17 protein-coding genes, 1 other RNA gene and 1 riboswitch are annotated in these 23,489 nt (G+C 65.1%); of the genes, 13 read left to right on the plus strand and 5 right to left on the minus strand.

Features of this window, described 5'->3' with window-relative positions; genetic code table 11:
• Window positions 1-1,227: 1,227 nt before the first annotated feature.
• The gene (locus tag ABQU90_RS21810; RefSeq protein ID WP_323523320.1) at window positions 1,228-2,133 is read right to left on the minus strand and encodes a DUF4424 domain-containing protein; all 906 of its coding nucleotides are present in this window, start codon (window positions 2,131-2,133) and stop codon (window positions 1,228-1,230) included.
• A gap of 480 nt (window positions 2,134-2,613) precedes the next feature.
• On the opposite strand from ABQU90_RS21810, the gene ABQU90_RS21815 reads away from it, so the two are divergent.
• The 3 genes from ABQU90_RS21815 to ABQU90_RS21825 all read left to right on the plus strand — a co-directional run bounded on the left by ABQU90_RS21815 (window position 2,614) and on the right by ABQU90_RS21825 (window position 3,745).
• Complete coding sequence (locus tag ABQU90_RS21815) at window positions 2,614-2,880, plus strand: hypothetical protein (RefSeq protein ID WP_323523319.1); 267 nt, start codon at window positions 2,614-2,616, stop codon at window positions 2,878-2,880.
• Window positions 2,881-2,974: 94 nt separating this feature from the next.
• Entirely contained in the window at window positions 2,975-3,538 is a 564-nt protein-coding gene (locus ABQU90_RS21820; protein WP_323523335.1) for a peroxiredoxin family protein, read from the plus strand.
• A 3-nt stretch (window positions 3,539-3,541) separates the two neighbouring features.
• On the plus strand, window positions 3,542-3,745 hold the full coding sequence (locus ABQU90_RS21825; RefSeq protein ID WP_039421648.1) for a hypothetical protein: 204 nt from the start codon (window positions 3,542-3,544) through the stop codon (window positions 3,743-3,745).
• 520 nt (window positions 3,746-4,265) lie between these two features.
• On the opposite strand, the gene ABQU90_RS21830 is transcribed toward ABQU90_RS21825, so the two are convergent.
• The gene (locus ABQU90_RS21830; RefSeq protein WP_323523318.1) at window positions 4,266-5,891 is read right to left on the minus strand and encodes a family 43 glycosylhydrolase; all 1,626 of its coding nucleotides are present in this window, start codon (window positions 5,889-5,891) and stop codon (window positions 4,266-4,268) included.
• 659 nt (window positions 5,892-6,550) lie between these two features.
• Between ABQU90_RS21830 and ABQU90_RS21835 the strand changes: the two genes are divergently transcribed.
• The 6 genes from ABQU90_RS21835 to ABQU90_RS21860 all read left to right on the plus strand — a co-directional run bounded on the left by ABQU90_RS21835 (window position 6,551) and on the right by ABQU90_RS21860 (window position 12,220).
• Window positions 6,551-7,561, plus strand: a complete 1,011-nt coding sequence (locus ABQU90_RS21835) for an aldo/keto reductase (protein WP_323523317.1) — start codon at window positions 6,551-6,553, stop codon at window positions 7,559-7,561.
• Complete coding sequence (locus ABQU90_RS21840; protein WP_323523316.1) at window positions 7,558-8,430, plus strand: amidohydrolase family protein; 873 nt, start codon at window positions 7,558-7,560, stop codon at window positions 8,428-8,430. The genes ABQU90_RS21835 and ABQU90_RS21840 overlap by 4 nt, the downstream gene beginning before the upstream one ends.
• On the plus strand, window positions 8,427-9,197 hold the full coding sequence (locus tag ABQU90_RS21845) for an SDR family oxidoreductase (RefSeq protein ID WP_323523315.1): 771 nt from the start codon (window positions 8,427-8,429) through the stop codon (window positions 9,195-9,197). Before ABQU90_RS21840 ends, ABQU90_RS21845 begins: the two co-directional genes overlap by 4 nt.
• 62 nt (window positions 9,198-9,259) lie before the next feature.
• Window positions 9,260-9,335: non-coding RNA, sX9 sRNA (locus ABQU90_RS21850), on the plus strand.
• A 235-nt stretch (window positions 9,336-9,570) separates the two neighbouring features.
• Entirely contained in the window at window positions 9,571-10,428 is an 858-nt protein-coding gene (locus tag ABQU90_RS21855; RefSeq protein ID WP_115529282.1) for a fumarylacetoacetate hydrolase family protein, read from the plus strand.
• 469 nt (window positions 10,429-10,897) lie between these two features.
• Window positions 10,898-12,220 (plus strand): L-fuconate dehydratase, encoded by a 1,323-nt coding sequence (locus ABQU90_RS21860; protein WP_323523314.1) that lies wholly within the window; start codon window positions 10,898-10,900, stop codon window positions 12,218-12,220.
• A 489-nt stretch (window positions 12,221-12,709) separates the two neighbouring features.
• On the opposite strand, the gene ABQU90_RS21865 is transcribed toward ABQU90_RS21860, so the two are convergent.
• The gene (locus tag ABQU90_RS21865; protein WP_323523313.1) at window positions 12,710-13,069 is read right to left on the minus strand and encodes an L-fucose mutarotase; all 360 of its coding nucleotides are present in this window, start codon (window positions 13,067-13,069) and stop codon (window positions 12,710-12,712) included.
• A 2-nt stretch (window positions 13,070-13,071) separates the two neighbouring features.
• Window positions 13,072-14,373: an L-fucose:H+ symporter permease gene (gene fucP / locus ABQU90_RS21870; protein WP_115559286.1), complete on the minus strand. Its 1,302-nt coding sequence runs from the start codon at window positions 14,371-14,373 to the stop codon at window positions 13,072-13,074.
• A gap of 179 nt (window positions 14,374-14,552) precedes the next feature.
• On the opposite strand from fucP, the gene ABQU90_RS21875 reads away from it, so the two are divergent.
• The 4 genes from ABQU90_RS21875 (at window position 14,553) to ABQU90_RS21890 (ending at window position 19,060) form a co-directional block, all read left to right on the plus strand.
• Window positions 14,553-15,302 carry an IclR family transcriptional regulator gene (locus ABQU90_RS21875; RefSeq protein WP_323523312.1) on the plus strand — a complete coding sequence of 250 codons (750 nt, stop codon included), beginning with the start codon at window positions 14,553-14,555 and terminating at the stop codon, window positions 15,300-15,302.
• A 113-nt stretch (window positions 15,303-15,415) separates the two neighbouring features.
• Window positions 15,416-16,540 (plus strand): AraC family transcriptional regulator, encoded by a 1,125-nt coding sequence (locus tag ABQU90_RS21880; RefSeq protein ID WP_323523334.1) that lies wholly within the window; start codon window positions 15,416-15,418, stop codon window positions 16,538-16,540.
• Window positions 16,541-16,670: 130 nt separating this feature from the next.
• A complete protein-coding gene (locus ABQU90_RS21885; RefSeq protein ID WP_323523333.1) occupies window positions 16,671-18,140 on the plus strand; it encodes a S41 family peptidase in 1,470 nt (489 codons plus the stop codon).
• A 164-nt stretch (window positions 18,141-18,304) separates the two neighbouring features.
• Window positions 18,305-18,466: riboswitch (yybP-ykoY riboswitch) on the plus strand.
• Window positions 18,467-18,478: 12 nt separating this feature from the next.
• Window positions 18,479-19,060 (plus strand): manganese efflux pump MntP, encoded by a 582-nt coding sequence (locus ABQU90_RS21890; RefSeq protein ID WP_055846732.1) that lies wholly within the window; start codon window positions 18,479-18,481, stop codon window positions 19,058-19,060.
• A gap of 675 nt (window positions 19,061-19,735) precedes the next feature.
• Here ABQU90_RS21890 and ABQU90_RS21895 read toward each other — a convergent pair.
• On the minus strand, window positions 19,736-23,185 hold the full coding sequence (locus ABQU90_RS21895; RefSeq protein WP_323523311.1) for a NahK/ErcS family hybrid sensor histidine kinase/response regulator: 3,450 nt from the start codon (window positions 23,183-23,185) through the stop codon (window positions 19,736-19,738).
• Window positions 23,186-23,489 lie beyond the last annotated feature (304 nt).

A 23,489-nucleotide genomic window follows, 5' to 3' on the forward strand; every position in this document is an offset into this window, starting at 1 on the left:
CGGGAAAGCCCGGTCGCGCCCGGGTGCGCTCCTACGTGTGATCCCGCGAGTGATCCCGCTACGTTTGCCGTCGCCGTTGGTGGGCAATCAATACATTTGCTATGCCGTGCAACGCGAAGCAACACGGCACGGCACGGCACCAGCGTAGGAGCGCACCTGGGCGCGATGGGCGTTACCGGTAAAACTTGGTTTGCAGAAGAAACCTGACGCGCACTGGCACGTACGACTGTGATGGGCGTTACCGGGAAAGCTCCATCGCGCCCGGGTGCGTTCCTACGTGTGATCCCACCACGTCTGCCTTCGTCGTTGGTGGGCACGATAGATTTGCTATGCCGTGCAACGCGAAGCAACACGACACGACACGACACGACACGAGCGTAGGAGCGCACCTGGGCGCGATGGGCGTTACCGGTAAAGCTTGTTTTGCAACAGAAACCTGACGCGCACTGGCACGTGCGACTGTGATGGGCGTTACCGGGAAAGCTCCATCGCGCCCGGGTGCGCTCCTACGTGTGATCCCACCACGTCTGCCTTCGTCGTTGGTGGGCACGATAGATTTGCTATGCCGTGCAACGCGAAGCAACACGACACGACACGACACGACACGAGCGTAGGAGCGCACCTGGGCGCGATGGGCGTTACCGGTAAAGCTTGTTTTGCAACAGAAACCTGACGCGCACTGGCACGTGCGACTGTGATGGGCGTTACCGGGAAAGCTCCATCGCGCCCGGGTGCGCTCCTACGTGTGATCCCACCACGTCTGCCTTCGTCGTTGGTGGGCACGATAGATTTGCTATGCCGTGCAACGCGAAGCAACACGACACGACACGACACGACACGAGCGTAGGAGCGCACCTGGGCGCGATAGGCGTTACCGGTAAAGCTTGTTTTGCAACAGAAACCTGACGCGCACTGGCACGTGCGACTGTGATGGGCGTTACCGGGAAAGCTCCATCGCGCCCGGGTGCGCTCCTACGTGTGATCCCACCACGTCTGCCTTCGTCGTTGGTGGGCACGATAGATTTGCTATGCCGTGCAACGCGAAGCAACACGACACGACACGACACGACACGAGCGTAGGAGCGCACCTGGGCGCGATAGGCGTTACCGGTAAAGCTTGTTTTGCAACAGAAACCTGACGCGCACTGGCACGTGCGACTGTGATGGGCGTTACCGGGAAAGCTCCATCGCGCCCGGGTGCGCTCCTACGTGTGGGGCTTGTAGCGTTTACTCCGGCGCGCGCACGAACAAGACGTTCAGATCGCGCATCGGGACGAAGTTGGCCTGCTTGAACTGGAAGGTCAACGGGTCGATCTTTTTCAGCTCGCCGTCGAAGCACAGACTCAGGATGTCGCTGGCGGCCTGCTTGCGGATGGTCAGCTGGAAGTCCTTGATCGGGCCGTTCCAGTTCTTGCCGGTGGTGAGCACGTAGCGCAAGTTGGCCCAGGCCAGACCGGACTGGCCTTCGCGGCGCTGCATGCTGGTCTTGGTGGCCGGTTCGATACAGGTGTCCTTTGCATAGGACTCCAGCAGATACGTGCTGGGCTGCGGTACGCCCGTGGACAGGCTGGGCACATACGCATGCCTGATCTGCACGCTGCGGCGCGCCGGAAATAGCTGTTGCCAGACGAAGTACTCGTTGAGGGTGAAGCGCGGCTGCGCGTCGGCATCGACCCAGCGCGCGGGCAGTGGCTTGCGGGCCTTGGGCGGGGTGCCGGATTCGGTGAAGGCCTCCACATCGTCCTGGGTCCACCCGGTGGCAGCAAACGCCTTGGAGATGTCGCTGCCGTCGTCCAGCAACACCACCAGCTTGCGCGTGGTGGCGATCGGCTTGCCGTCCACCCACAATTTGAAGTCGGTGAGTTCGCTGTGGTCGGCCATGCCGAAATACATTGGCGGCATCGGGAAGGCCACCGGCACGCTGAGGTCGCGCTCGCTGTTGTTGGTGAACACATAGTCCACCTGCACGCGTTCTTCGCTGAGCAGCAGCGCCTCCTTGTCCATGCTGATGTCGGGCTGATGCAGCAGCCGGATGGTGCCGTTGTCGTCGCCAAAACTGCTGTCGTTGGCGTGCGCTGTCGCACAGACGAACACCGCCAGCAGCAGCCGGCGCGCCATTGAATCCTTGTGCATCGCTCCCCCAAAACCGGCACGTACCGACGCGCCGCACTGCACAGCATGCCATGCACCGCGCACTGGCAGATGGCAGCGCGCGACAGCTACGCCGCGCACTTGTCGCAAGACCTGCCTGCAGCCGCGTTTGCGCGAACCGTCCGCATGTCAGCGCACACCAATGGCAAGCCCAAGCGCACCGGCGTGATCGCATCGGTAGATGGCATGGCACTACTGCCGCGTGCGTTACCGGTCGCAAGGCCTGCCTGCAATCGCGCTTGCACAAACCACCCGCATGTCATCGCCCAACGGTGGCAAGCCCAAGCGCAACAGCCTGATCGCTTCGGTAGATGGCATGGCGCGACTGCTGCGTGCGTTACCGGTCGCAAGGCCTGCCTGCAATCGCGCTTGCACAAACCGCCCGCATGTCATCGCCCGACGGTGGCAAGCCCAAGCGAAACAGCCTGATCGCACCGGCAGATGACATGGCGCGACTGCCGCATGCGTTACCGGTCGCAAGGCCTGGCTGCAGCACTATTTGCGCAAACCGTCCGTGTGTCATCGCCCAACGATGGCAAGGCCAAGCGCACCGGCCTGATCGCATCGGCAGATGACAAGGCGCGACTACCGCGTGCATTACTGTCGCAAGGCCTGCCTGCCGCACTACTTGCGCAAACCGCACGCATGTCGTTGCCCGACGGTGGCAAGCCCAAGCGCACCGGCGTGATCGCATCCACACCTGCGCACCGCGCGACATCGCAGTTGTAGATATCACCATTGACCATGAGCTGATGCCTGGGCAAGGCTCGGGCATCAAGGACGCTTTGGAGCTGGCATGGCGCGACGTTTTCCCTGGCTATGGATCGGCCTGCTGATGGCCTGTGCATTGATTGCGGCGCTGGCGTGGCAAAACCGACAACTGCGCGTGCAACAGCAATGGCTGCAGACGCGCATCAGCACGCCGTACGAGGGCATGTACGTGCCGCGCATCGAGGCGATGGACGCCGACGGTCAGCGCCATCTGCTGGGTGCGCCGCAGGGGCCGGCGCAGGTGCTGTTCTTTTTTACGACCACGTGTCCGTACTGCCAGCGCTCGGCACCGACCGTGCTGCGCGCGGCGAGGCAGTTGCAGGCCAACCTGCCGGGCCGACCGCAATTGCTGGGTGTGTGCCATTGCGATGCGGTGCAGGCCGCGCGCTATGCGCATGTGCATGGCTTCGATTTTCCGGTGGTCACGTTGACCGATCGTCGCGCGCTGATGCTGTTCCGTGCGCGCAACGTGCCGCTGCTGATGGCCATCGATGGGGACGGGCGCGTGCGCCATTCCCATGTTGGCGTATTCGATACCACGGAGCGGGTGCAGGACCTGGTCGCCGCCTTGGGCCGCACGGATGCGCCAGCGGCTTTTGCAACGTTGAGGGAGTAATGCATGAAAAAGCGTTGGGTAAGCTTGCGCAGTGCGTTGATGGCAGCGACGTTTCTGGCCAGCACCGGCTTCGGTGCGTTCCAGGTGATGGCCGTGGACGGCGCACAGCCGAAAGCCGAGTCGTGTAGTGCATGGGCCTGCAAGGCCGAGTGTCCGGAGTTCGGTGGCGACCTCGGGCAAGGCAACGTCTGCTACTGCTGCGGTTGAGTCCAGCGGCGGGGCCCTCAAGGCCCCGCCCCCTGCGGTGACGTGCACGCGCCCAGCTCGGCTTAGAACCGCTGAAGTTACTGCTGGAAGACCAGCGCGATCTGCTCGTTGATGCACTCGAATCCGCGTGCAGTGCGGCGTCGCGGATCAGTTGACGAGGTTTCTCACTGCTTCTCTTCGGCATCTTGCACGGCATACGCAGCGGCGCTGTCAGCGTGCTGACTGCGCTTGCAAATTAGGATGCGTCAATCGACCGTTTCTGTGGTCCATGACGGTATAGCGTGAATCCCACATCGTCGCGGCATTGAAAGCCGCAGGCATGCAAGGCAACACAAGGCCCCACGTGGCAGACACACCCGGTGTCTCCACGATGTGTTTTGGCAGGTGCCGGGATTGCCTTGAGAGGTCTCCGAAGGCCTCTGCTTTCAAGCATCGGATCGGGCTGACGGTATCTCCGACAGCCGTCCTGAAACCGAAACACTGACAACACGCAGCGTCAGTCGTCAGTGCTCAGCCACGCTCAGCCCAGCGCGCGATAGCTGAAATCGCGCAACACCACCTCGCCCTGCTGCGCGGCATACACGCCCAGCTGCAGGCTCAAGAAGCCGCCGAACACGTTGTGGTGGAATCCGGACACCTCCATGCGCGTGGGATGACGCGTCCACTGCCGGCCGTCGTCGAACGAATACGCAAAGCTCACGATGTGGCGATCGTTGGTCAGCCGCACGCGGATGCGGCGATGCGTGTTGGGCGCGCGTGCCCACACCAGTTCTTCGGAATATTCGTAGGTCTTCATGGTGTCGGCGGTGAAACCGATGCCGACGAAGGCCTTGTGGTTGTAGAACAGCAGGAGGCCGCCTTCGGCATTGCCGACCAGCTCCAGCGTCACCTCAGCCGCGTAGGCGCGGTCGGGTACGCCGCAGGTCAACGGTGCGCTATCTATCGGCGATGTGCCTGCGCAGGTCAGCGTCAATGCCTTGTTGGCCCGCCGCACGCGCGCCTGCTCGCCGGGCTTGGGCGCGTGCAGGCTCCACTGGGTGCCGAATCGGTCAGTGGAAAAGTCATCGAACAACGCGAAGCCGGCGGCCACATTCGCACTGCCGGTGGCAGCGCGTGCCGGCGTGCGCAACGGCTTGGACAGGTCGCCGCCAGTGGCGCGAAACCAGCCGTCGGCGGTCCACTCGATCGGCTCCAGCAGGGTCTGGCGCCCCAGGGTGCGGAAGCCGTTTTCGTAGCCGTGATAGACCAGCCACCAGTCGCCGCGTGGGCCTTGCACCAGCGTGGCATGGCCGCGCGACCACCACGGCTCCTGTTCGGACAGCGTGCGCACCAGCGGGTTGCGCGGGCAGTGTTCCCAAGGCCCGTGCACCGAGCGCGACCGCGCGGCGATGACCATATGCCCGGTCACCGGCCCGGCCGTACCACCGACGGCGGTGACCAGATACAGCCAGCCGTTGTGCCAGGTGAGCTTGGGGCCTTCGGGCGCGAAGTTCTCCACCACCCAGTCGTCGGGATAGCGCCACGGCGCGTAGGCCGGTTCGAGTTGCCCATCGGTGGCCAGGCCGTCGTCGCGCAGGCCAATCTTGCGGATGCCGTTGACGAACAGATAGCGCTTGCCGTCCTCGCCGACGACATGGCCGGGGTCGATGCAGCCGGCGATGTTCAGATCGATCGGCGCGCTCCATGGCCCGCGGATGTCATCGGCCCAGATCACGAAGATCGACCAGCCCTTGTCGTCCGGATTGGCCGGGATGTAGATGAAGTAACGGCCGTCGTGCTTGCACAGATCCAGCGCCCAGATCGTGCCCAGTTCCTGGCGCAGCGCCGGGCCGATCGGGGTCCAGTTGACCAGGTCGGTGGAGTGCCACAGCACGATGCCCGGGTACGAAAAGAACGACGAAAACGTCATGTAGTAGTCGTCGCCATCCTTGAGGATGGTGGGGTCCGGGTGATCGCCGGCCACGATGGGGTTGAGATAGGTGCCGTTGCCCAGGTCGGCCTTGCGCTGGCCCTCGATGCCGCGCGCCCACGGCGGCGGTTGCGCGGCGCATGGCACGGCTGATGCCTGCGCGGCAGCAGGCAACGGCGCGACCAATGCGCCTGCGGCCAGCACCTTGAACAACTCCCGCCGTGTCGTGTCTGGCATGCATCAGTTTCATCGGATCAAGGCTGGTATCTAGCCCTAGCCGCCGGTGCGAGGCAACCGCGCAGGCTGCGTTATAGGAACTAGTGATGCGGGGCCCGGATTTTGAAATAGCCGGGATGGAGTGCGTTGCAACGCGAGGGGTCACGCCGCTGCGCTGTAGTGCGGGTATCCAGACGGCGAAAGCAGGCGTGCTCGCGCGATCAGCGCGGCGCTACCCTTGGCCTGGAGAGCCGCAGGGCGATCTATCCAGCGCGCGCGGACAACCGAGTTCGCAATGGGGGCACGGGCGAAGACCATGCGTGTCCGGGTCATGGATTCCACACGCTTGCCGTGCCACCAGCCGCAACGGCGCTGCCGCACGAGAGATCCGAGTAGCCAGCGGAATGCGGTGTTGCCGTTAGCCGTTAGCCGATGGCCAATGGACCAGACGGCCACAAGCGATGCGCGCACGAACAGAGAGAAAGCGACGCGCACGGCGCCGATTGCTCAATCCGTCAGCCGCCCTGGCTCGCCATGCTGCACTGCAGCGTGATCTGTTCATTGATGATTGCGATATTCATATGCGAACAGCCGGGCACCTGCCGGCTGGTGGACGTTGCGATGCCCAGCTGCCCTCCAGATTCCCTTCGCGCCTGCGCCACCCTTGCGGAGCGTGGCGCATGAGCGCCGTGGCGCGGCAACGTCTGGGCCGCACCGACGTGCAGCTGTCGGCGCTGGGCTTCGGCGCTGCGCCGATCGGCAACCTGTACACCGAAGTCGCCGAGGCAGACGCACTGGCGGCGGTGGCAGGCGCGTTCGAGGCCGGCATCCGCCACTTCGACACCGCGCCTTACTACGGCTACGGACTCAGCGAGACACGCCTGGGCCGCGGCCTGGCCGGCGTGCCGCGCGCTGCCTACACGCTGTCGACCAAGGTCGGCCGCTGCGTCTACGACGACGCACAGGCCGTTGCCGGCCGCGACGGTTTTGCGGTGGCCGGCCGCCGCGCCGCATTCGACTACAGCGCCGACGGCGTGCGGCGCGCGTTCGCCTCCAGCCTGGAGCGCCTGGGCACCGACTACATCGACGTGCTGCTATTGCACGACATCGGTGCGCTGACCCACGGCGACAACCACGCCCATGTGCTGCAGCAGGCCTTGGAGGAGGCCTTGCCGGCCATGGCGGAGTTGAAAGCGTCCGGTGCGTGCGGGGCGATCGGGCTGGGCGTCAACGAGCAGGACGTGGCACTGGACGTGCTGGCACGCTTCCCGATCGACTGCGTGATGCTGGCCGGGCGCTACACCCTGCTGGAACAGCACGGCGCGCGTGCGCTGCTCGACCAGGCGCAGCAACACGGCGTGTCGATCCTGTCGGCCGGCCCGTACAGTTCCGGCCTGCTCAGCGATGCACGCGGCCCCGGCGCCACCTATAACTACGCCCCGGTGGACACCGCCACCTTGCAGCATGCGCAGCGGCTGTATGCGGCGTGCGCGGCGTTCGAGGTGGATATCGGCGCGGCCGCCCTGCAGTTCCCGCTGGCGCATCCGGCGGTGACCACCGTGGTGGCCGGCATGCGCACCCTGGCCGAGGTGCAATCGGCCGCCACGCGCTTGCAGGCATCGATCCCGCCCGCACTGTGGCAGCGCTTGCGCGATGGCGGCCTGCTCGATACGGACCTGCCCACACCATGAGCCGCGTCGATGCGCATCTGCATTTCTGGCACCTGGCCCGTGGCGATTACGCCTGGCTGACGCCGGAGCTTGCGCCGCTGTACCGCGACTTCGCGCCGCATGACGTGGACGACGCGCTGGATGCGGCCGGTGTCGACAGCGTGGTGGTGGTGCAAGCCGCCGCAACCGAAGCCGAAACCTGTTACCTGCTCGAGCTCGCCCACGACGCGCCACGCATTACCGGCGTGGTCGGCTGGACGGATTTTGCTGCGCCCGATGCCGCCGCACGCATCGGCGCACTGGTCCGCGCAGGCGGCGGTGTACTCAAGGGGCTGCGCCCGATGGTGCAGGACATCGCCGATGTGCAGTGGCTGGCAAACCCCGCATTGGACGCCGCCTTCGACGCGATGCTGGCGCACGATCTGGCCTTCGATGCCTTGATCCGCACTGTGCATGTGCCGGCATTGCAGGCGCGCTTGAAGCGCCACCCGCAGTTGCGCGTGGTCGTCGATCACGGCGGCAAGCCGCAGATTGCGGCCGGCGAATTCGTCGCCTGGGCCGCCGGCATGGCCGCGTTGGCACAGCATCCCAACGTGCACTGCAAACTGTCCGGATTGCTCACCGAAGCCGCGCGCGGTGCCGGCATCGATGCACTGGAGCCGTATGTTGCGCATCTGTTTGCGCGCTTCGGTGCGCAGCGGCTGCTCTGGGGCAGCGACTGGCCGGTGCTGACCCTGCGCGCCGATTACGCGCAATGGTTCGATCTTGCGCAACAGCTCGTTACCCGTCATGCCGCCGAACACGCTGATGCGGTATTCGGCGACAACGCACGCACGTTCTATCGTCTGCCACGGCCGGCGGCCCCCACCCACGGAACCTTATCGGTATGACAGTCTCCATTCCCACCACGCCCAACACCCGTCTGCAGGGCAAGCGTTGCCTGATCACCGCCGCTGGCGCCGGCATCGGCCGCGAAAGCGCGCTGGCCTGCGCACGTGCCGGCGCGCAGGTAATCGCCACCGACATCGACGCAGCTGCGTTGCAGGCGCTCGCGTCCGAGTCCGATGCGATCACCACCGAGCTGCTCGATGTCACCGATGCCGCCGCGATTGCGGCACTGGTCGCCGAACACGGCCCGTTCGATGTGTTGTTCAACTGCGCCGGCTACGTGCATCAGGGCAGCATTCTCGATTGCGACGAGCCGGCATGGCGCCGCTCGTTCTCGATCAACGTCGATGCGATGTACTACACCTGCAAGGCGGTGCTGCCGGGCATGCTCGAACGCGGCCGCGGCAGCATCATCAACATGTCCTCGGTCGCGTCCAGCATCAAGGGCGTGCCGAATCGCTTTGTGTACGGCGTAACCAAGGCCGCGGTGATCGGCCTGAGCAAGGCCATTGCTGCCGATTACGTGGCCCAAGGCGTGCGCTGCAACGCGATCTGCCCGGGCACCATCAAGACGCCGTCGCTGGGCCAGCGCGTGCAGGCCCTGGGCGGCGACGAACAGGCGGTGTGGAAGAGCTTTACCGATCGCCAGCCGATGGGCCGTCTGGGCGACCCGCGCGAGATCGCGCAGCTGGTGGTGTATCTGGCCTCGGACGAATCGTCGTTCACCACCGGCCAGACCCACATCATCGACGGGGGCTGGTCCAACTAAGAGCAGCTAACAAAACTACTGTGCTCACCGCCAGGCGGGCGCGGCCGGTGCTCGGAATCGGCATGTACCACCCGTACACTCCGGTTCCTCCGCGCCGTCCACACCCACCTGACGACTGCTCGCTACGTTTTGTTAGCCGCTCTAAACCCAGCCGACCACACTGCTGTGCAGCGGCCAGATCCATGGCCGCTCGCGATGATGTGTTAGCCGCACTGAAGACCGCTGACAACACGTCGCATCGCACGCCTGAGGCGGCCTGTTGCCAGCACGCATCACCGACATTCCTGTTCCGAGCGCGTCGTCCACCTGCTGCTGAAACATCTTGCAACAGGTGGCGACTCGCTTCGATTCCTCCCCTGCAAAGGAAGACTGCATGAAACTCGTACGTATTGGCGCCGAAGGCCACGAACGTCCCGGCGTGATCGACAACGAAGGCCGCATCCGCGACCTGAGCGGTGTCATCGACGATGTCGCCGGTGAGCACCTCACCAATGCCGGCCTGGAAAAACTGCGTGCAGTGGATCTGTCCACGTTGCCGCTGATCGAAGGCGAGCAGCGCTATGGCGCCGCAGTGGGCCGCATCGGCAAGTTCATCTGCGTGGGCTTGAACTACGCCGACCACGCCGCCGAATCGGGTATGGAAGTGCCCAAAATGCCGATTCTTTTCATGAAGGCCACCACCGCGGTGTGCGGCCCGAACGATACCGTCATCATCCCGCGCGGCTCGGTCAAGAGCGACTGGGAAGTGGAACTGGGCGTGGTGATCGGCGATATCGCACGCGATGTTTCGATGGACGACGCACTGAATCATGTGGCCGGCTATGCGGTGATCAACGACCTGTCCGAACGCGAGTTCCAGCTCGAACACGGCGGCCAGTGGGTCAAGGGCAAGAGCGCCGACACCTTCGGCCCGATCGGCCCGTGGCTGGTCACCCGCGATGAAGTGGCAGACCCGCAGAACCTGTCGATGTGGCTGGAGGTCAACGGCCACCGTTACCAGAACGGCAGCACCCGCACGATGGTGTTCGGCGTGGCCGAACTGGTCAGCCACATCAGCCGCTACATGACGCTGATGCCGGGCGATGTGATCAGCACCGGCACCCCGCCGGGCGTGGGCCTGGGCCAGAAGCCGCCGGTGTATTTGAAGCCGGGCGATCTGATGGAACTGGAGATCGAAGGATTGGGGCGTCAGCGTCAGCCGGTAGTGGCGCATCCGCGCGATGCGGCCTAAAGCTCCTTTTCCCTTTCCAGGATTTTGGTCGCATTGCGTGCCAAGTTGCGCTCAACGCACGTGGTAACGCCTCCGCACGACGCAGCTTAAAGCCCCTCTCCCCTCGGGAGAGGGGTCGGGGTGAGGGTACGTAGCGACGTATCCAGGCAGGTCGTCGCAATGTGCCCTGTTGTCAGGCATGACATGTCGGCACCTGTGTCGATGCGTCATGCGCAAAATTTTCAAGCGGCGTGCGAGGGCATTGAACTTCCAAGTGCTTTCGCGCGTCGGTATCCACACGCAGGTGGTCGCGCAGTGATTCGTTGATCTGGGTTGCAAGCGCATGAGTAATTGCAACGCTTCAACACAGTCGGCGCTGCGCGTCCGTACCCCAACCCCTCTCCCGGTGGGAGAGGGGCTCAAGCGTCCCTCTTCCCCACGCTCTTTTTCGCCCGTTTTCTATTTCCCGTTTCCATCGCCCAGGACCTTCATGAGCACCATCGTCGCCCTCGATACCCACGACGTCCGCTTCCCCACCTCGCGCGAGCTCGATGGGTCGGACGCGATGAATCCCGATCCCGATTACTCGGCCGCCTACGTCGTGCTGCGCACCGATGCGCCGGATGCACTGGCCGGTTACGGCCTGGTGTTCACCATCGGCCGCGGCAACGACGTGCAGACCGCCGCCGTGGCCGCGCTCGCCGAACACGTGGTCGGCCTGCGCGTGGAAGACGTCATCGCTGACCTGGGCGGCTTCGCGCGCCGGCTCACCAACGACTCGCAACTGCGTTGGCTGGGCCCGGAAAAAGGCGTGATGCACATGGCCATCGGCGCGGTGATCAACGCCGCCTGGGATCTGGCCGCGCGTGCCGCCAACAAGCCGCTGTGGCGCTATATCGCCGAACTCACGCCCGAGCAGCTGGTCGACACCATCGACTTCCGCTACCTCACCGATGCGCTCACCCGCGATGAAGCCCTGGCCATGTTGCGCGCCGCGCAGCCGCAGCGCGCGCAGCGTACTGCGCAGTTGATCGAGCAAGGCTACCCTGCCTACACCACCTCGCCCGGCTGGCTTGGGTACTCCGACGAAAAACTGGTGCGGCTAGCCAAGGAAGCGGTAGTCGATGGCTTCCGCACCATCAAGCTCAAGGTCGGCGCCAACGTGCAGGACGACATCCGCCGCTGCCGCCTCGCGCGCGAAGCGATCGGCCCGGACATCGCGATGGCAGTGGATGCCAACCAGCGCTGGGACGTGGGCCCGGCGATCGACTGGATGCGCCAACTGGCCGAATTCGACATCGCCTGGATTGAAGAACCCACCAGCCCGGACGATGTGCTCGGCCATGCGGCGATCCGCCAGGGCATCACCCCGGTGCCGGTGTCCACCGGCGAGCACACCCAGAACCGGGTGATGTTCAAGCAGTTGTTGCAGGCCGGCGCGGTGGATTTGATCCAGATCGATGCCGCGCGCGTCGGTGGCGTCAACGAGAACCTCGCCATCTTGCTGCTGGCCGCCAAGTTCAACGTGCGCGTGTTCCCGCATGCCGGCGGCGTGGGCCTGTGCGAGTTGGTGCAGCATCTGGCGATGGCCGACTTCGTCGCGATCACCGGCCAGATGGAAGACCGTGCGATCGAATTCGTCGACCATCTGCATCAGCACTTCCTGGACCCGGTGCGCATCCAACACGGCCGCTATCTTGCCCCACAGGTGCCCGGCTTCTCGGCAGAAATGCACGCGTCTTCGATTGCGGAATTCAGCTACCCGGATGGACGTTTCTGGGTGGAAGACCTGGCAGCCAATCGACAGGGCTGACCAGCGCCCTCATCCGCCCTTCGGGCACCTTCTCCCGCTCGCGGGAGAAGGGAAGCGTGAGCGGGCAACGACGCAGCAGAGATCACTGCGAGCAGCAAGATTCAGCCGCCGCGCCGCGCCATCGGCCGGGCCAAGCCAAGAGAAAGAGCAGTCATGACTGCGAGGGCGAGAACGGTAGCCTAGCCATGGCTACGAGCGGAAAAGTCGAGAACGCTAGCCTAGTCATGGCTGCGAGCGGAACATGCACGCTGCAGCCACTTCACCGCCTCCCCTTCTCCCGCCTGCGGGAGAAGGTGCCCGTAGGGCGGATGAGGGAGCGGGGAAGCAGAAATCACTGCGAGCAGCAAGGAAAGAGCCGTCATGACTGCGAGTGCGAGAACGCTAGCCTAGTCATGGCTGCGAGCGGAACATGCACGCTGCAGCCACTTCACCACCACCCTTCTCCCGCCTGCGGGAGAAGGTGCCCGTAGGGCGGATGAGGGATGCGACTCACCCTTGTGCTTCTACCGCCTCACTCAACGCAAAAATCCGCCCGGCCTCCCGCCACTTTTCCCCAGGCGCACTGCCTGGCAGCGGCTTCTGGAAGCGCCACATCAGGTCTTCCCACGCCTGGATGCGCGGATCGGCCGCATCGCGCGCGGCCTTGGCGGCTGGGTCGTAATCGTCGCCCACTTCCATCAGCATCACTAGCCGATCGCCGCTGCGAAAGATCTCCAGTTCCAGGATGCCGGCCTGCTGTAACGAGGCCACCACTTCCGGCCATACCTCGGTGGGCTGATGCCAGCGCTCGTAGTCGGCGATCAACGCGGCATCGTCGTGCAGATCCAGTACATAGCAAAGACGCGGCATGCTCAGGCTCCGGCAATCGCAGGCGCGACACGACGTGCGCGCAACGCGAACAGCAAGATCACCGCAAAGCACGCGCCCGGCACCGCCATCGCCCAGTGAATGCCGGCCATGTCCGACACCGCGCCCATCACCGCCGTAAGCAGTGCGCCGCCGATGATCGACATCACCAGCAAGGAAGAGCCCAGCTTGCGTGCGTCGTCGTGCATGCCATCCAGGCCCAGCGCAAAGATGGTCGGGAACATCACCGACATGAACACGCTTGCCGCCACCAGCGCGTACAACCCGGTCCAGCCGGGCAGCGCGATGGCAACCGCGCACAACACCACATTGATCGTGGCAAAACTCGCCAGCAATTTCGCCGGTGCCAGATAGCGCAGCAACGCGGTGCCGACAAAGCGGCCGGCCATGAACAGCACCAGCGAGATGGTCAGATACGTGGCCGCGGTCTTTTCCGGCGTGCCCGGCACCGCGTCCTGCAGGTAGCGGATCAGATAACTCCAGATGCCGACCTGCGCGCCTACGTAGAAGAACTGCGCCACCACCGAAAACATGAAGCGCCGGTTGCGCAGCAATTCGCCAAAGCGTGCGCGTTTGGGCGCCACGCCGCTGTCGCTCTCCGGCGCGCCGGTGGGAAAGCGCACCAGCGCGATCAGGATCGCCCACAGCACTACCACTGCGCCGATGATCAGGTACGGCATCTGTACGGCTGAGGATTCGGCAGCGAAGAACGCCTCGCGCGCGGCCGGTGCCATCGCCGCCAGCTCGGCGGGCGTGTGCTCCACACCAGAGAAGATGAAATGCTGGCCGACCAACACGCCGGTGATCGACCCCAATGGGTTGAACGCCTGCGCAAGATTCAGCCGCCGCGCCGCGCCATCGGCCGGGCCGAGCACCGTGACCAGCGGATTGGCCGTGGTTTCAAGAAACGCCAGGCCACTGGCGATGACGAACAGCGCCAGCAGGAACAGCCAGTAGGTGTGCACCTGCGCGGCCGGGTAAAACAGAAACGCCCCGCACGCATACAGCAGCAACCCGAGCACCACCGCGGCCTTGTAGCTGTAGCGACGCATGAACATCGCCGCCGGCATCGCGAAGACGAAATAGCCCATGTAAAAGGCGCTCTGCACCAACCCGGCCTGCAGGTCACTCAGCTCGAACGCCTTTTTGAACTGCTTGATCAGGATGTCGTTGAGGTTGTTGGCCATGCCCCACAAAAAGAACAGGCTGACGATCAACAACAGGGGAACCATGGCGGTACGCGCCAGGTTGCCGCGCGGTGACGCGGCAATGTCACTGTGATGCATGCGACCGATCCCCTCCCAAGGCTGTGGCGCTTGCGTTGCAATGGCGCGAGCGTACTGCGCGCGCCAACGCCATGCAAATATAAAATCTTTGTTTATATTTGCACGCAAGCACCCACCCTGACCCCTGCCGGCGATGCCTGTACCCTGGCGCGCCGCACCTTGCCTGGAATCGCAAACGGATGAGCCCCGAACCCGCCAAGTACCGCGCGCCGGCCCTGGACAAGGGGCTGGATATCCTCGAGCTTCTTGCCCGCCAGGCGCAGCCGATGAGCATGGGCGCGATCTCGCAAGGCATCGGCCGCTCGCGCGGCGAGATCTTCCGCATGCTGCAGGTGCTGGAAGAACGCGGATATCTCACCCGCGATGGCGAAGGCGACTACGTGCTGACCAACCGCCTGTTCATGCTCGGCATGCAGCAGCCGCCGGTACAGAGCATCAGCGAGGCCGCATTGCCGGTGATGCGGCGGCTGGCAGATGCGATCTGCCAGCCCTGCCACCTGGTGGCGCCCTCGGGCGACCAGATCGTGGTGATCGCGCAAATGGATGTGCCCAGCGATCTGGGCCTGGTGGTGCGCCCGGGCCATCGCCGCCCGCTGACCCATTCCAGCTCCGGGCTGGTGCTGTTCGCCTTTCAGCAACCGGAAGTGCAGGCGCGCTGGCTGGACATGCTGGACGCCAGCGAGGTGCCGTTCGAGCGTGCGCAGTTCCTGGCCGCCGCCGCGCAGGCACGCACCGATGGCTACGCCATGCAACCCAGCGAAGCGGTGGTGGGCGTGGTCGATCTGACTGCGCCGATCCTGCAACGCGGCAGTGCGACCTACACGCTCACGGTGCCGTTCATCGCACGCCGCCCGGAACTGGTGGGCCCGCACGCGGCCTTGCAGGCGCTGTGTGCGGCCACGCAAGAGATTTCCAACGCGCTGCACTGACCTCAGGCAATCCACGCTGCCTGGCGCAGATGCCCAGGCGCGTTGCACCAGGCATCCCCCTATACTCGGCGCGGTCGACCACGCGGGATCGCATGTCCAGCCTCACGTTCGGGATGTGGAGCACCATCCTGCTGCTGGGCAGCGCGCATGGCGTGCTCGGCGCGGGCCTGTTGCTGCTGGCCCCGGCCAACCGGATCGCCAACCGTTGCCTGGCCGCACTGCTACTGGTGGTGGTGGCGCTGATGACGCCGTACACGCTGGGCTATGCCGGCGCCTACGATGCCTACCCTGACCTGACCTACGCGCCGCTGTTCTGGGAACTGGCGATCGGGCCACTGGTGTGGCTCTACGTGCGCCAACTGGCGCGCCGGCAGCTGCCGCTGCGCTGGGCGCTGCATCTGTTGCCGGCGCTGCTGCAAGGCGGCTATTACACATGGCTGTTCACCTGGCCACTGCAACGCAAGTGGGACTGGAACGCCGCCGTCCACGTGCCCTGGGTCGCCCCGCTGCAAGACGCCTTGGTGCTGGTATCGCTGACGGCCTATCTGGTGCTGGCCTGGCGCGAGTATCTGGCCTATCAACGCTGGCTGGAACATCACAGCGGTGCACGCGAGGAGCTGCGCTTGCCGTGGCTGCGTGGTTTTCTGCTGGCCGCGTTCTTTCTGCTGGTGTTGCGGCTTGGCTTCACCGCCAGCGACCGGCTGTGGAAGCCGCTGTCCTATTTTGACGAGTTTCCGCGCTACCTGGCCACCGCAGCGCTGGTCTATTACCTGGGGCTGGAAGGCTGGCGCCATGCCCGGCTGCACTACCCGCCGCGCGATACGCCGCTGATGCTGGAGCCGCCACCAGATCCGCCCGACCCGGCAACGCTTGCTGCCCCCCAGCCTACGGCGGAAAAGGACTGGCAGGCGCTGGGGCAACGCGTGGCTGCCGAGGTCGCTGTGCACAGCTGGTGGCGCGAGCCGGACCTCAGCCTGCCCGAGCTGGCGCGCCGCATGGGCACCAACAGCAACTATCTGTCGCGTGCGCTCAACGAAGGCCTGGGGCAGACCTTCAGCGCCTTCATCAACGCGCTGCGCATCGCCGACGCCCAGCGCCTGCTGGCCGGCGATCAGGACATCCTCTCCATCGCGCTGGCGGTGGGGTTCGGTTCCAAGGCCAGCTTCAACCGGGTGTTTCGTGCCCACTTCGGCTGCACGCCCAGCGACTACCGGCGCGCGCAACGTCGCACATCCTGAAAATTTTTGGCAACTGGGCATTTGAGTCGCCTGCCACCGCGCAGCTGCCGATGCTGGCGACTCTTGCCCAGGAGCTGCCATGTCCCATCGCATCCGTCTTCTTTCCGTGTTGTTCGTGCTGCTCTGGCCGATCTGCGTCGCGTGGGCGGCCCCGCCCGCACCCGCGTTGACACGCGACAGCCCACTGCCCGGTCCGGCGCTGCTGGCCGATATTGATATGCTGCAACAGGCCTATGGCGCACTGCATCCGGGCCTGTATCGCTACGCCACCGAGGCGCAGGTTGCGCAACGCTTTGCCGAGCTGCGCGCCGAACTGGCAGACGGCGCCACGCTCGGCCAGGCCTACCTCGCCATCTCACGCCTGACCGCCAGCGTGCGCTGCGGCCACAGCTTCCCCAATTTCGTCAATCAACCCGAGCCGATCCAGCAGGCCCTGTTCGGCGACGGCCGGCGCCTGCCGTTCCATTTTCGTTGGCTACAGGGCCGCATGATCGTCAGCCGGAATGGCTCGGATCAGCCCGGCTTGCTGCCCGGCACAGAAGTGCTGTCCATCGATGGCATTGCCACCTCGCAGATTCTGGCGGCGTTGATGACAGTGGCGCGCGCCGATGGCAGCAACGACGCCAAGCGCATCGCCCAGATGCAGGTGCAGGGGTTTGCGCAGATCGAGGCGTTCGATGCGTATCTGCCGTTGCTGTTTCCGCAGATTTCCGCCAACCCGGTGTTGCAGGTCCGCGCGCCCGGCGCCACCGCTCCACGCGCGCTGCAGGTGCACGGCATCGACGCGGCGCAGCGCAATGCAATGGCGGCCAAACGTACGCGCGACAGCGCAGCGCCGGCATGGACGCTGACGATGGACTCGGCCGATCTGGCGGTTCTGCGCATGCCGGATTGGGCGCTGTATGAAAGCGCCTGGGATTGGCAGGCATTTCTGGCGCGCAGCTTCACGCGCCTGGCCGAGCGCAAGGTGCCTGCGTTGGTGATCGATCTGCGTGGCAACGAGGGCGGGCTGGACGTGGGCAGCGTGCTGCTGGGGTATCTGGCAGCAGGCGAGATCGCGGCGCCGCCGATGCGCAACCTGGTGCGCTATCGACGCGTGCCCGATGCGTTGGCGGCCTACGTCACCACCTGGGATCGCGGCTTCCGCGACTGGGGCACGCGCGCGGTTGCCTACGACACGCGGTTCTACACGCTCAATGCGCAAACCGGCAGCGCTGCACAGCGCTACCTGCCATTGCGTACACCGCATTTCACTGGTCGGGTGTTTGTGTTGATCGACGCCGAAAACAGCTCGGCCACTTTCGCGTTTGCGCAGCAACTACAGCGCAACGGCTTGGGCACGCTGGTCGGCCAGCCCACCGGCGGCAATCTGCGCGGCATCAACGGCAGCGCGTTCTTCTTTTTGCACTTGCCCAACTCGCACATCGAGGTGGATCTGCCGCTGGTCGGGCAGTTCGCAACCAGCACGCAACCTGATCGCGGCGTGCTGCCCGACGTGCCGGTGCAGATCACCGTGCAGGATCTGCAGGCCGGCCGGGATGTGGAAATGGACACCGTGCGTGCCCTGCTGAGTGGCCAGCAAGCGCGGCCGACACACTGACAGCACAGCCATCGGGCCGTGGGCTCGCCCATGGTTTTCCGGCCGTTCTACTGCGGCTGCAACCCCACCGATGGCCGCTGCATAGCCACGGCTATAAAGATCAGACCGACCTTCGCGTGCAGGCAAAACGCCCGAAAGCGAGTTTTGCGTTGTTACACTGCGCGCCCCTTGGGGAGTAGCCTGCTTTCGTTTATCGAAAGCGCTTGCATCAACATACTCGGCCGTTGCGCCGTGGTGCAGGCAACCAATCGTGGTTTGGCGAGACCAGCGGCATGCGCGTACGACGACGGTTGGCGCGGGCGCATGCCGTTGTGACCGTGCCCAGCCCGAGAGTGCCGATGTCTCCTTTTTCCATTGTGTTGATCGGTTTTGCGATGTCCACCGATGCGTTTGCCGCTGCGATCGGCAAGGGCGCGGCGATGCGCAAACCGCAGTGGCGCGATGCGCTACGCGCCGGATTGATCTTTGGGTGCATCGAAGCGATCACACCGGTGATCGGCTGGTTGCTGGGACGGGCGGCGTCCAGCTATGTCTCCGCCTATGACCACTGGATCGCCTTCGTACTGCTTGGCGCGCTGGGCACGCACATGATCGTGGCCGGCCTGCGCGCCGATCCTGACGATGCAGATGAGGCAGCCGATGCGCCGAAGAAAAACGGCCTGCTTGCACTGGCCGCCACCGGCTTCGCCACCAGCATCGATGCGATGGCAGTCGGCGTCAGCCTGGCATTTTTGGATGTGCACATCGGCGTGGTGGCCGTAGTGGTCGGCCTGTGCACCTTCAGCATGGTCACCGCCGGCATCATGCTGGGCCGCGCACTGGGCGCGCTGATCGGCAAACGTGCCGAGATCCTGGGCGGCGCGATCCTGGTGATCGTCGGCAGTGTGATCCTGTACGAACACCTCAGCGGCGCGGCGTAAGGGCTCTGCTCACAGGGAATCTTTCGACTGCCTGTTTTCTGTAGAAACTTGCCTGAGTTCATCGCGACCATCGTGTGCGCACCTTCACTGGCAGTTCTTTCGTAGGAGCGTGCCTGCGCGCGACGAGGCGTTATCGATAATGCCCGGTCGCGCGCAGGCACGCTCCTACGCTGCATTCGGGTGGCTACTCCTCAGCGCTTTTTCGCATCGTGGAGCGCGCTTAGGAATGTACGCAGCGAGGCAGGCTTTACCGGTTTGGTAAGCAAGCGATAGCCGCGCGCACGTGCAAGTTGTTTGAGTTCGTCGCGACCAGCGCAAGCGCCATCTTCATTGCAAGTGCTTCGTAGGAAAGTGCCTGCGCGCGATGAAGCGTTATCGGCAATGCCCCGTCGCGCGCAGGCACGCTCCTACGCTGCATTCGGGTGGAGACCCGTCAGCGCTTTCTCGCGTCGTGGAGCGCGCTCAAGAATGCACGTAGTGAGGCAGGCTTTACCGGTTTGGTGAGCAAGCGGTAGCCGCATTGATGCGCAAGTTGCTTGCGTTCGTCGTGGTCAGCGCAAGCGCCATCTTCATTGCCAGTCCTTCGTAGGAGCGTGCCTGCGCGCGACGAAGCGTTATCGACAATCCCCCGTCGCGCGCAGGCACGCTCCTACGCTGCATTCGGATCGATACCCGTCAGCGCTTTTTCGCGTCGTGGAGCGCGCTCAAGAATGCACGCAGTGAAGCGGGCTTTACCGGTTTGGTGAGCAAGCGATAGCCGCGCGCACGTGCAAGTTGTTTGAGTTCGTCACGACCGTCGGCAGTCAGTAGCGCGCCAGCGATCGGCGCAGTCGCGGCGGCCTGCACCGCATCCAGCGTGTCCAGTCCATCCAGACGGTCGTGCAGGTGATAGTCCACCAACATCACATCCGGTTGCTCGCGCGCACAGTCCAGCGCCTGATCCACGGTGCTGGCGGTGATCACCTCCACCTGCCAGCGGCCGAGCAGCGCGCGCATGCCATCAAGAATCTCGCGGTCGTTATCCACGCACAGCACGCGCAATCCGGCCAGCGAATCGCCGCTGGGCAAGGCGCGCGTGGCCGGCACCGGCACCAGCGGCGCCACCGGCACCGGCGCCACGCGCGGCAACAGGATCGAGAACATGCTGCCGCGGCCGACCTGGCTGCGCGCACTCAGATCGTGATCGAGCAGGCGCGAGATGCGTTGGCAGATGGACAACCCCAATCCCAAGCCCTGCTCGCCCCAATCGAAGGGCTGCTGATAGCGGCGGAACTCTTCAAAGATCTGCCGCATGTGGTGCTCGGGAATGCCAGGACCGGTGTCCCACACCTGCAGTTCCACCTGTTCGCCACGCCCGCGCATGCCCAGCACGATACGGCCCTGGCGCGTGTAGCGCAGCGCGTTGGCCAGGAAGTTCTGCATCACACGGCGCAGCAAACGGCGGTCGCTGCGCACCCAGATCGGCCGGCTATGCACCTGCAGGAGCAGGCCGCGGCTGGACGCCACCGGCGCGTATTGCGCGGCCAGCTCGTGCATCAATGCGCTGGCATCGAAGTCTTCGACCGTGGGGCGCAGCCCACCGGCATCCAGACGCGACACGTCGAGCAGACCGTCGAGCAGTTCTTCGGCCGCACGCAATGAAGCATCCACACGCTCGGCCAGATGGCGTTGTTCTTCGTTGTTCTGATGGCTCTCGCGCAACGCGGAGGCGAACAGCCGCGCGGCATTGAGCGGCTGCAGCACGTCATGGCTGATCGCGGCCAGAAAGCGCGTCTTTGACTGCTGCGCCAGCTCGGCTTCGCGCGAGCGATCGGCCACGCGTTGCTCCAGGTTTTCGTTGGCGTCCAGCAGCGCGCGCTCGGCACGTTTGTAGTCGGTGATGTCGTTGTAACTGGTGACATAGCCACCGCCGGGCAGCGCCTGGCCGCGCATTTCGATCACCTTGCCGTCGCTGCGGGTGCGCTCGAACACATGCGGCGAACCGGCACGCATGTGGCGGATGCGGCGATCGATCTGGTCTTCGATATCGCCTTCGCCCAGCTCGCCGCGTTCGGCGTTGTAGCGGATCAGATCGGCAACCGGGCGGCCGACATACAACATGCCATCCGGGTAACCGAACAACTGCTGATAACGCCGATTCCATGCGGTGAGGCGCATCTCCGGGTCGACCACGCTGACCGCGGCGCTGATGTTTTCCAGCGTGGTGGACAGGATCTCGCGATTGAAGCGCAGTTCCTGGCCGGCCTCGTCCAGCACCGCCACCACTTCGCCCAGTTCCATGCCCGAGCCGCGCAACAAGCTGGTCAGCACCAGCCGCGCCGACGCGGCGCCGATGGAGGCCGCCAGCAGGCGCTCGGTGAACTGCACCCAGGCGCGGTCGGCCACCACGGTCGGTTGCAGCTCGCGCTCCAGCAGCACCGCCTGGTCGACAAAGGCGCGATGCGCGTGCCGCTCGCCCACCACGCGCTCGGCCAGCGCCTGCAGATCGGCCACGCGCACATGCCCGGGCCAGTCGCCGGCCACCGCCGGACGCTGCGCATACGGGTCCAGAAACGGTGCCGCACGCAGCCGCTCGTCCACGCCCGGGCGCCAGCGTGCGGACACCAGCATCATCGCGCCGACGTTGATCAGCAGCGACCAGAACGTGCCATGCGCCAGCGGGTCCCAGCCGCGCATGCCGAACAACTGCTGCGGCTGAAGCCAGCCGATACCGAACGGCCCGTCCACCAACCACTCCGGCTGCAGCCAGCCCGCACGCGTGGCGGCCGGCAGCAGCAGCGTGTAGATCCAGGTCATGAAGCCGAGCACCATGCCGGTTTCCACGCCCTTGCGGCTGGCCCCGCGCCAATACAGCCCGCCGATAACGCCCGGCGCAAACTGCGCCACCGCCGCAAACGCCATCAATCCGTAGGCCGCCAGCGTGGTGTCGTTGGCCACGCTGCGGTGATAGCCGTAGGCCACCAGCGCCAGCAGCAGGATGGCCACGCGGCGGATCCACAGCACGCGCGAAGCCACCGCGGCACGCGCATCCGCGCTGCCGCGGCGGCGTAGCAGCACCGGCATCACCAGGTCGTTGCTGACCATGGTGGCCAAGGCGATGCTGGCCACGATCACCATGCCGGTGGCGGCCGAAAACCCGCCAACGTAGGCCACCAGCGCCAGCACCGTGTTGCCCTGGCTCAGCGGCAAGGCCAGCACCACCGCATCGTCCACCACCGCGCTGCCCTTGCCGAACAACGCGATGCCGGCCGAGGCGATCGGCACCACCATCGCCGAAATGATCACCAGGTACGCACCGAACAACCAGCGCGCGCGCCGGATATCGCCGACATCACTGCATTCGACCACCGCCACATGGAATTGCCGCGGCAGGCAGATCACCGCCAGAAAACTCAGCAGCGTCTGCGAGATGAATCCCACCGACGGCGTGTGCTCGAACAGGGTGCGCGCCGAATCGGCGATGTGCAGTTGGTGATCGCTCAGCCACATCCACGCAAACAGACCCACCGCCACGATGGCGATCAGCTTGATCACAGACTCCAGCGCGATGGCCAGCATCATGCCGTGATGGTGTTCGGTGGCATCCACCTGGCGGGTGCCGAACAAGGTGGCGAACAACGCCATCAGCAGCGCCACATACAACGCCGGATCGGCAAAGATGCCGCGCCCGGCACTGCTATGCCCGGTCAGCACCTCCAGGCTCATCGCCACCGCTTTGTACTGCAGCGCCAGATACGGAACGATGCCGACCAGCGCGATCACCGCCACCAACGCGGCCAGCCGCCGCGAGCGGCCGTAGCGCGAGGAAATGAAATCGGCGATGGACACGGTGTTTTCGGAGCGTGCGATCAGCGCCAGCCGTTCGATGATGCGCCAGCCGAACAGCAGCAACAGCAGCGGGCCGAGATAGATCGGCAGATAGCCGATACCGTTGCGCACCGCCGAGCCCACTGCGCCGTAGAACGTCCACGACGAGCAGTACACCGCCAGTGCCAGGCTGTAGACCGCCGGGCGCAGCCACGGCCGCTCCGGATACATCGGCCGACGATCGCCCCACCACGCCACCCCGAACAGCAGCGCGGCGTAACCCAGCGAGACCAGCAGCAATATCCAGCTCGAGACCAATGGGTGTCCTAGGCGGCGCGATGCGAGCCTGGGAGTTTACGCAGTGGGGAACAGCGCGTGGGCGACGGAACGCTGCCGGCGGCGGATTGGGTAGCGGGGCGCTGCGCGTGGACGGCGGGAGAAGGTGGGGATGACGTGGCTGCCCCCATCGGCCCTTCGGGCACCTTCCCCCGCAGGCGGGGGAAGGAGGCCTAGCGGATGAGAACGGAAGGCCGGCTGCTGGCTTTGTTGGCTGCTGGCTTTGTTGGCTGCTGGCTTTGTTGGCTGCTGGCTTTGTTGGCTGCTGGCTTTGTTGGCTGTTGGC

Origin of the sequence: Xanthomonas sp. WHRI 10207 (genome assembly GCF_040202975.1) — a bacterium.
In the GTDB taxonomy this organism is placed as follows: Bacteria; Pseudomonadota; Gammaproteobacteria; order Xanthomonadales; family Xanthomonadaceae; genus Xanthomonas.

What these genes read in the sequence shown, in the direction of transcription:
- ABQU90_RS21810 (WP_323523320.1), bottom strand. Translation starts at nt 2,133, where the DNA reads ATGCACAAGGATTCAATGGCGCGCCGGCTGCTGCTGGCGGTGTTCGTC.
- ABQU90_RS21815 (WP_323523319.1), top strand. Translation starts at nt 2,614, where the DNA reads ATGCGTTACCGGTCGCAAGGCCTGGCTGCAGCACTATTTGCGCAAACC.
- ABQU90_RS21825 (WP_039421648.1), top strand. Translation starts at nt 3,542, where the DNA reads ATGAAAAAGCGTTGGGTAAGCTTGCGCAGTGCGTTGATGGCAGCGACG.
- ABQU90_RS21830 (WP_323523318.1), bottom strand. Translation starts at nt 5,891, where the DNA reads ATGCCAGACACGACACGGCGGGAGTTGTTCAAGGTGCTGGCCGCAGGC.
- ABQU90_RS21835 (WP_323523317.1), top strand. Translation starts at nt 6,551, where the DNA reads ATGAGCGCCGTGGCGCGGCAACGTCTGGGCCGCACCGACGTGCAGCTG.
- ABQU90_RS21840 (WP_323523316.1), top strand. Translation starts at nt 7,558, where the DNA reads ATGAGCCGCGTCGATGCGCATCTGCATTTCTGGCACCTGGCCCGTGGC.
- ABQU90_RS21845 (WP_323523315.1), top strand. Translation starts at nt 8,427, where the DNA reads ATGACAGTCTCCATTCCCACCACGCCCAACACCCGTCTGCAGGGCAAG.
- ABQU90_RS21855 (WP_115529282.1), top strand. Translation starts at nt 9,571, where the DNA reads ATGAAACTCGTACGTATTGGCGCCGAAGGCCACGAACGTCCCGGCGTG.
- ABQU90_RS21860 (WP_323523314.1), top strand. Translation starts at nt 10,898, where the DNA reads ATGAGCACCATCGTCGCCCTCGATACCCACGACGTCCGCTTCCCCACC.
- ABQU90_RS21865 (WP_323523313.1), bottom strand. Translation starts at nt 13,069, where the DNA reads ATGCCGCGTCTTTGCTATGTACTGGATCTGCACGACGATGCCGCGTTG.
- fucP (WP_115559286.1), bottom strand. Translation starts at nt 14,373, where the DNA reads ATGCATCACAGTGACATTGCCGCGTCACCGCGCGGCAACCTGGCGCGT.
- ABQU90_RS21875 (WP_323523312.1), top strand. Translation starts at nt 14,553, where the DNA reads ATGAGCCCCGAACCCGCCAAGTACCGCGCGCCGGCCCTGGACAAGGGG.
- ABQU90_RS21880 (WP_323523334.1), top strand. Translation starts at nt 15,416, where the DNA reads ATGTGGAGCACCATCCTGCTGCTGGGCAGCGCGCATGGCGTGCTCGGC.
- ABQU90_RS21890 (WP_055846732.1), top strand. Translation starts at nt 18,479, where the DNA reads ATGTCTCCTTTTTCCATTGTGTTGATCGGTTTTGCGATGTCCACCGAT.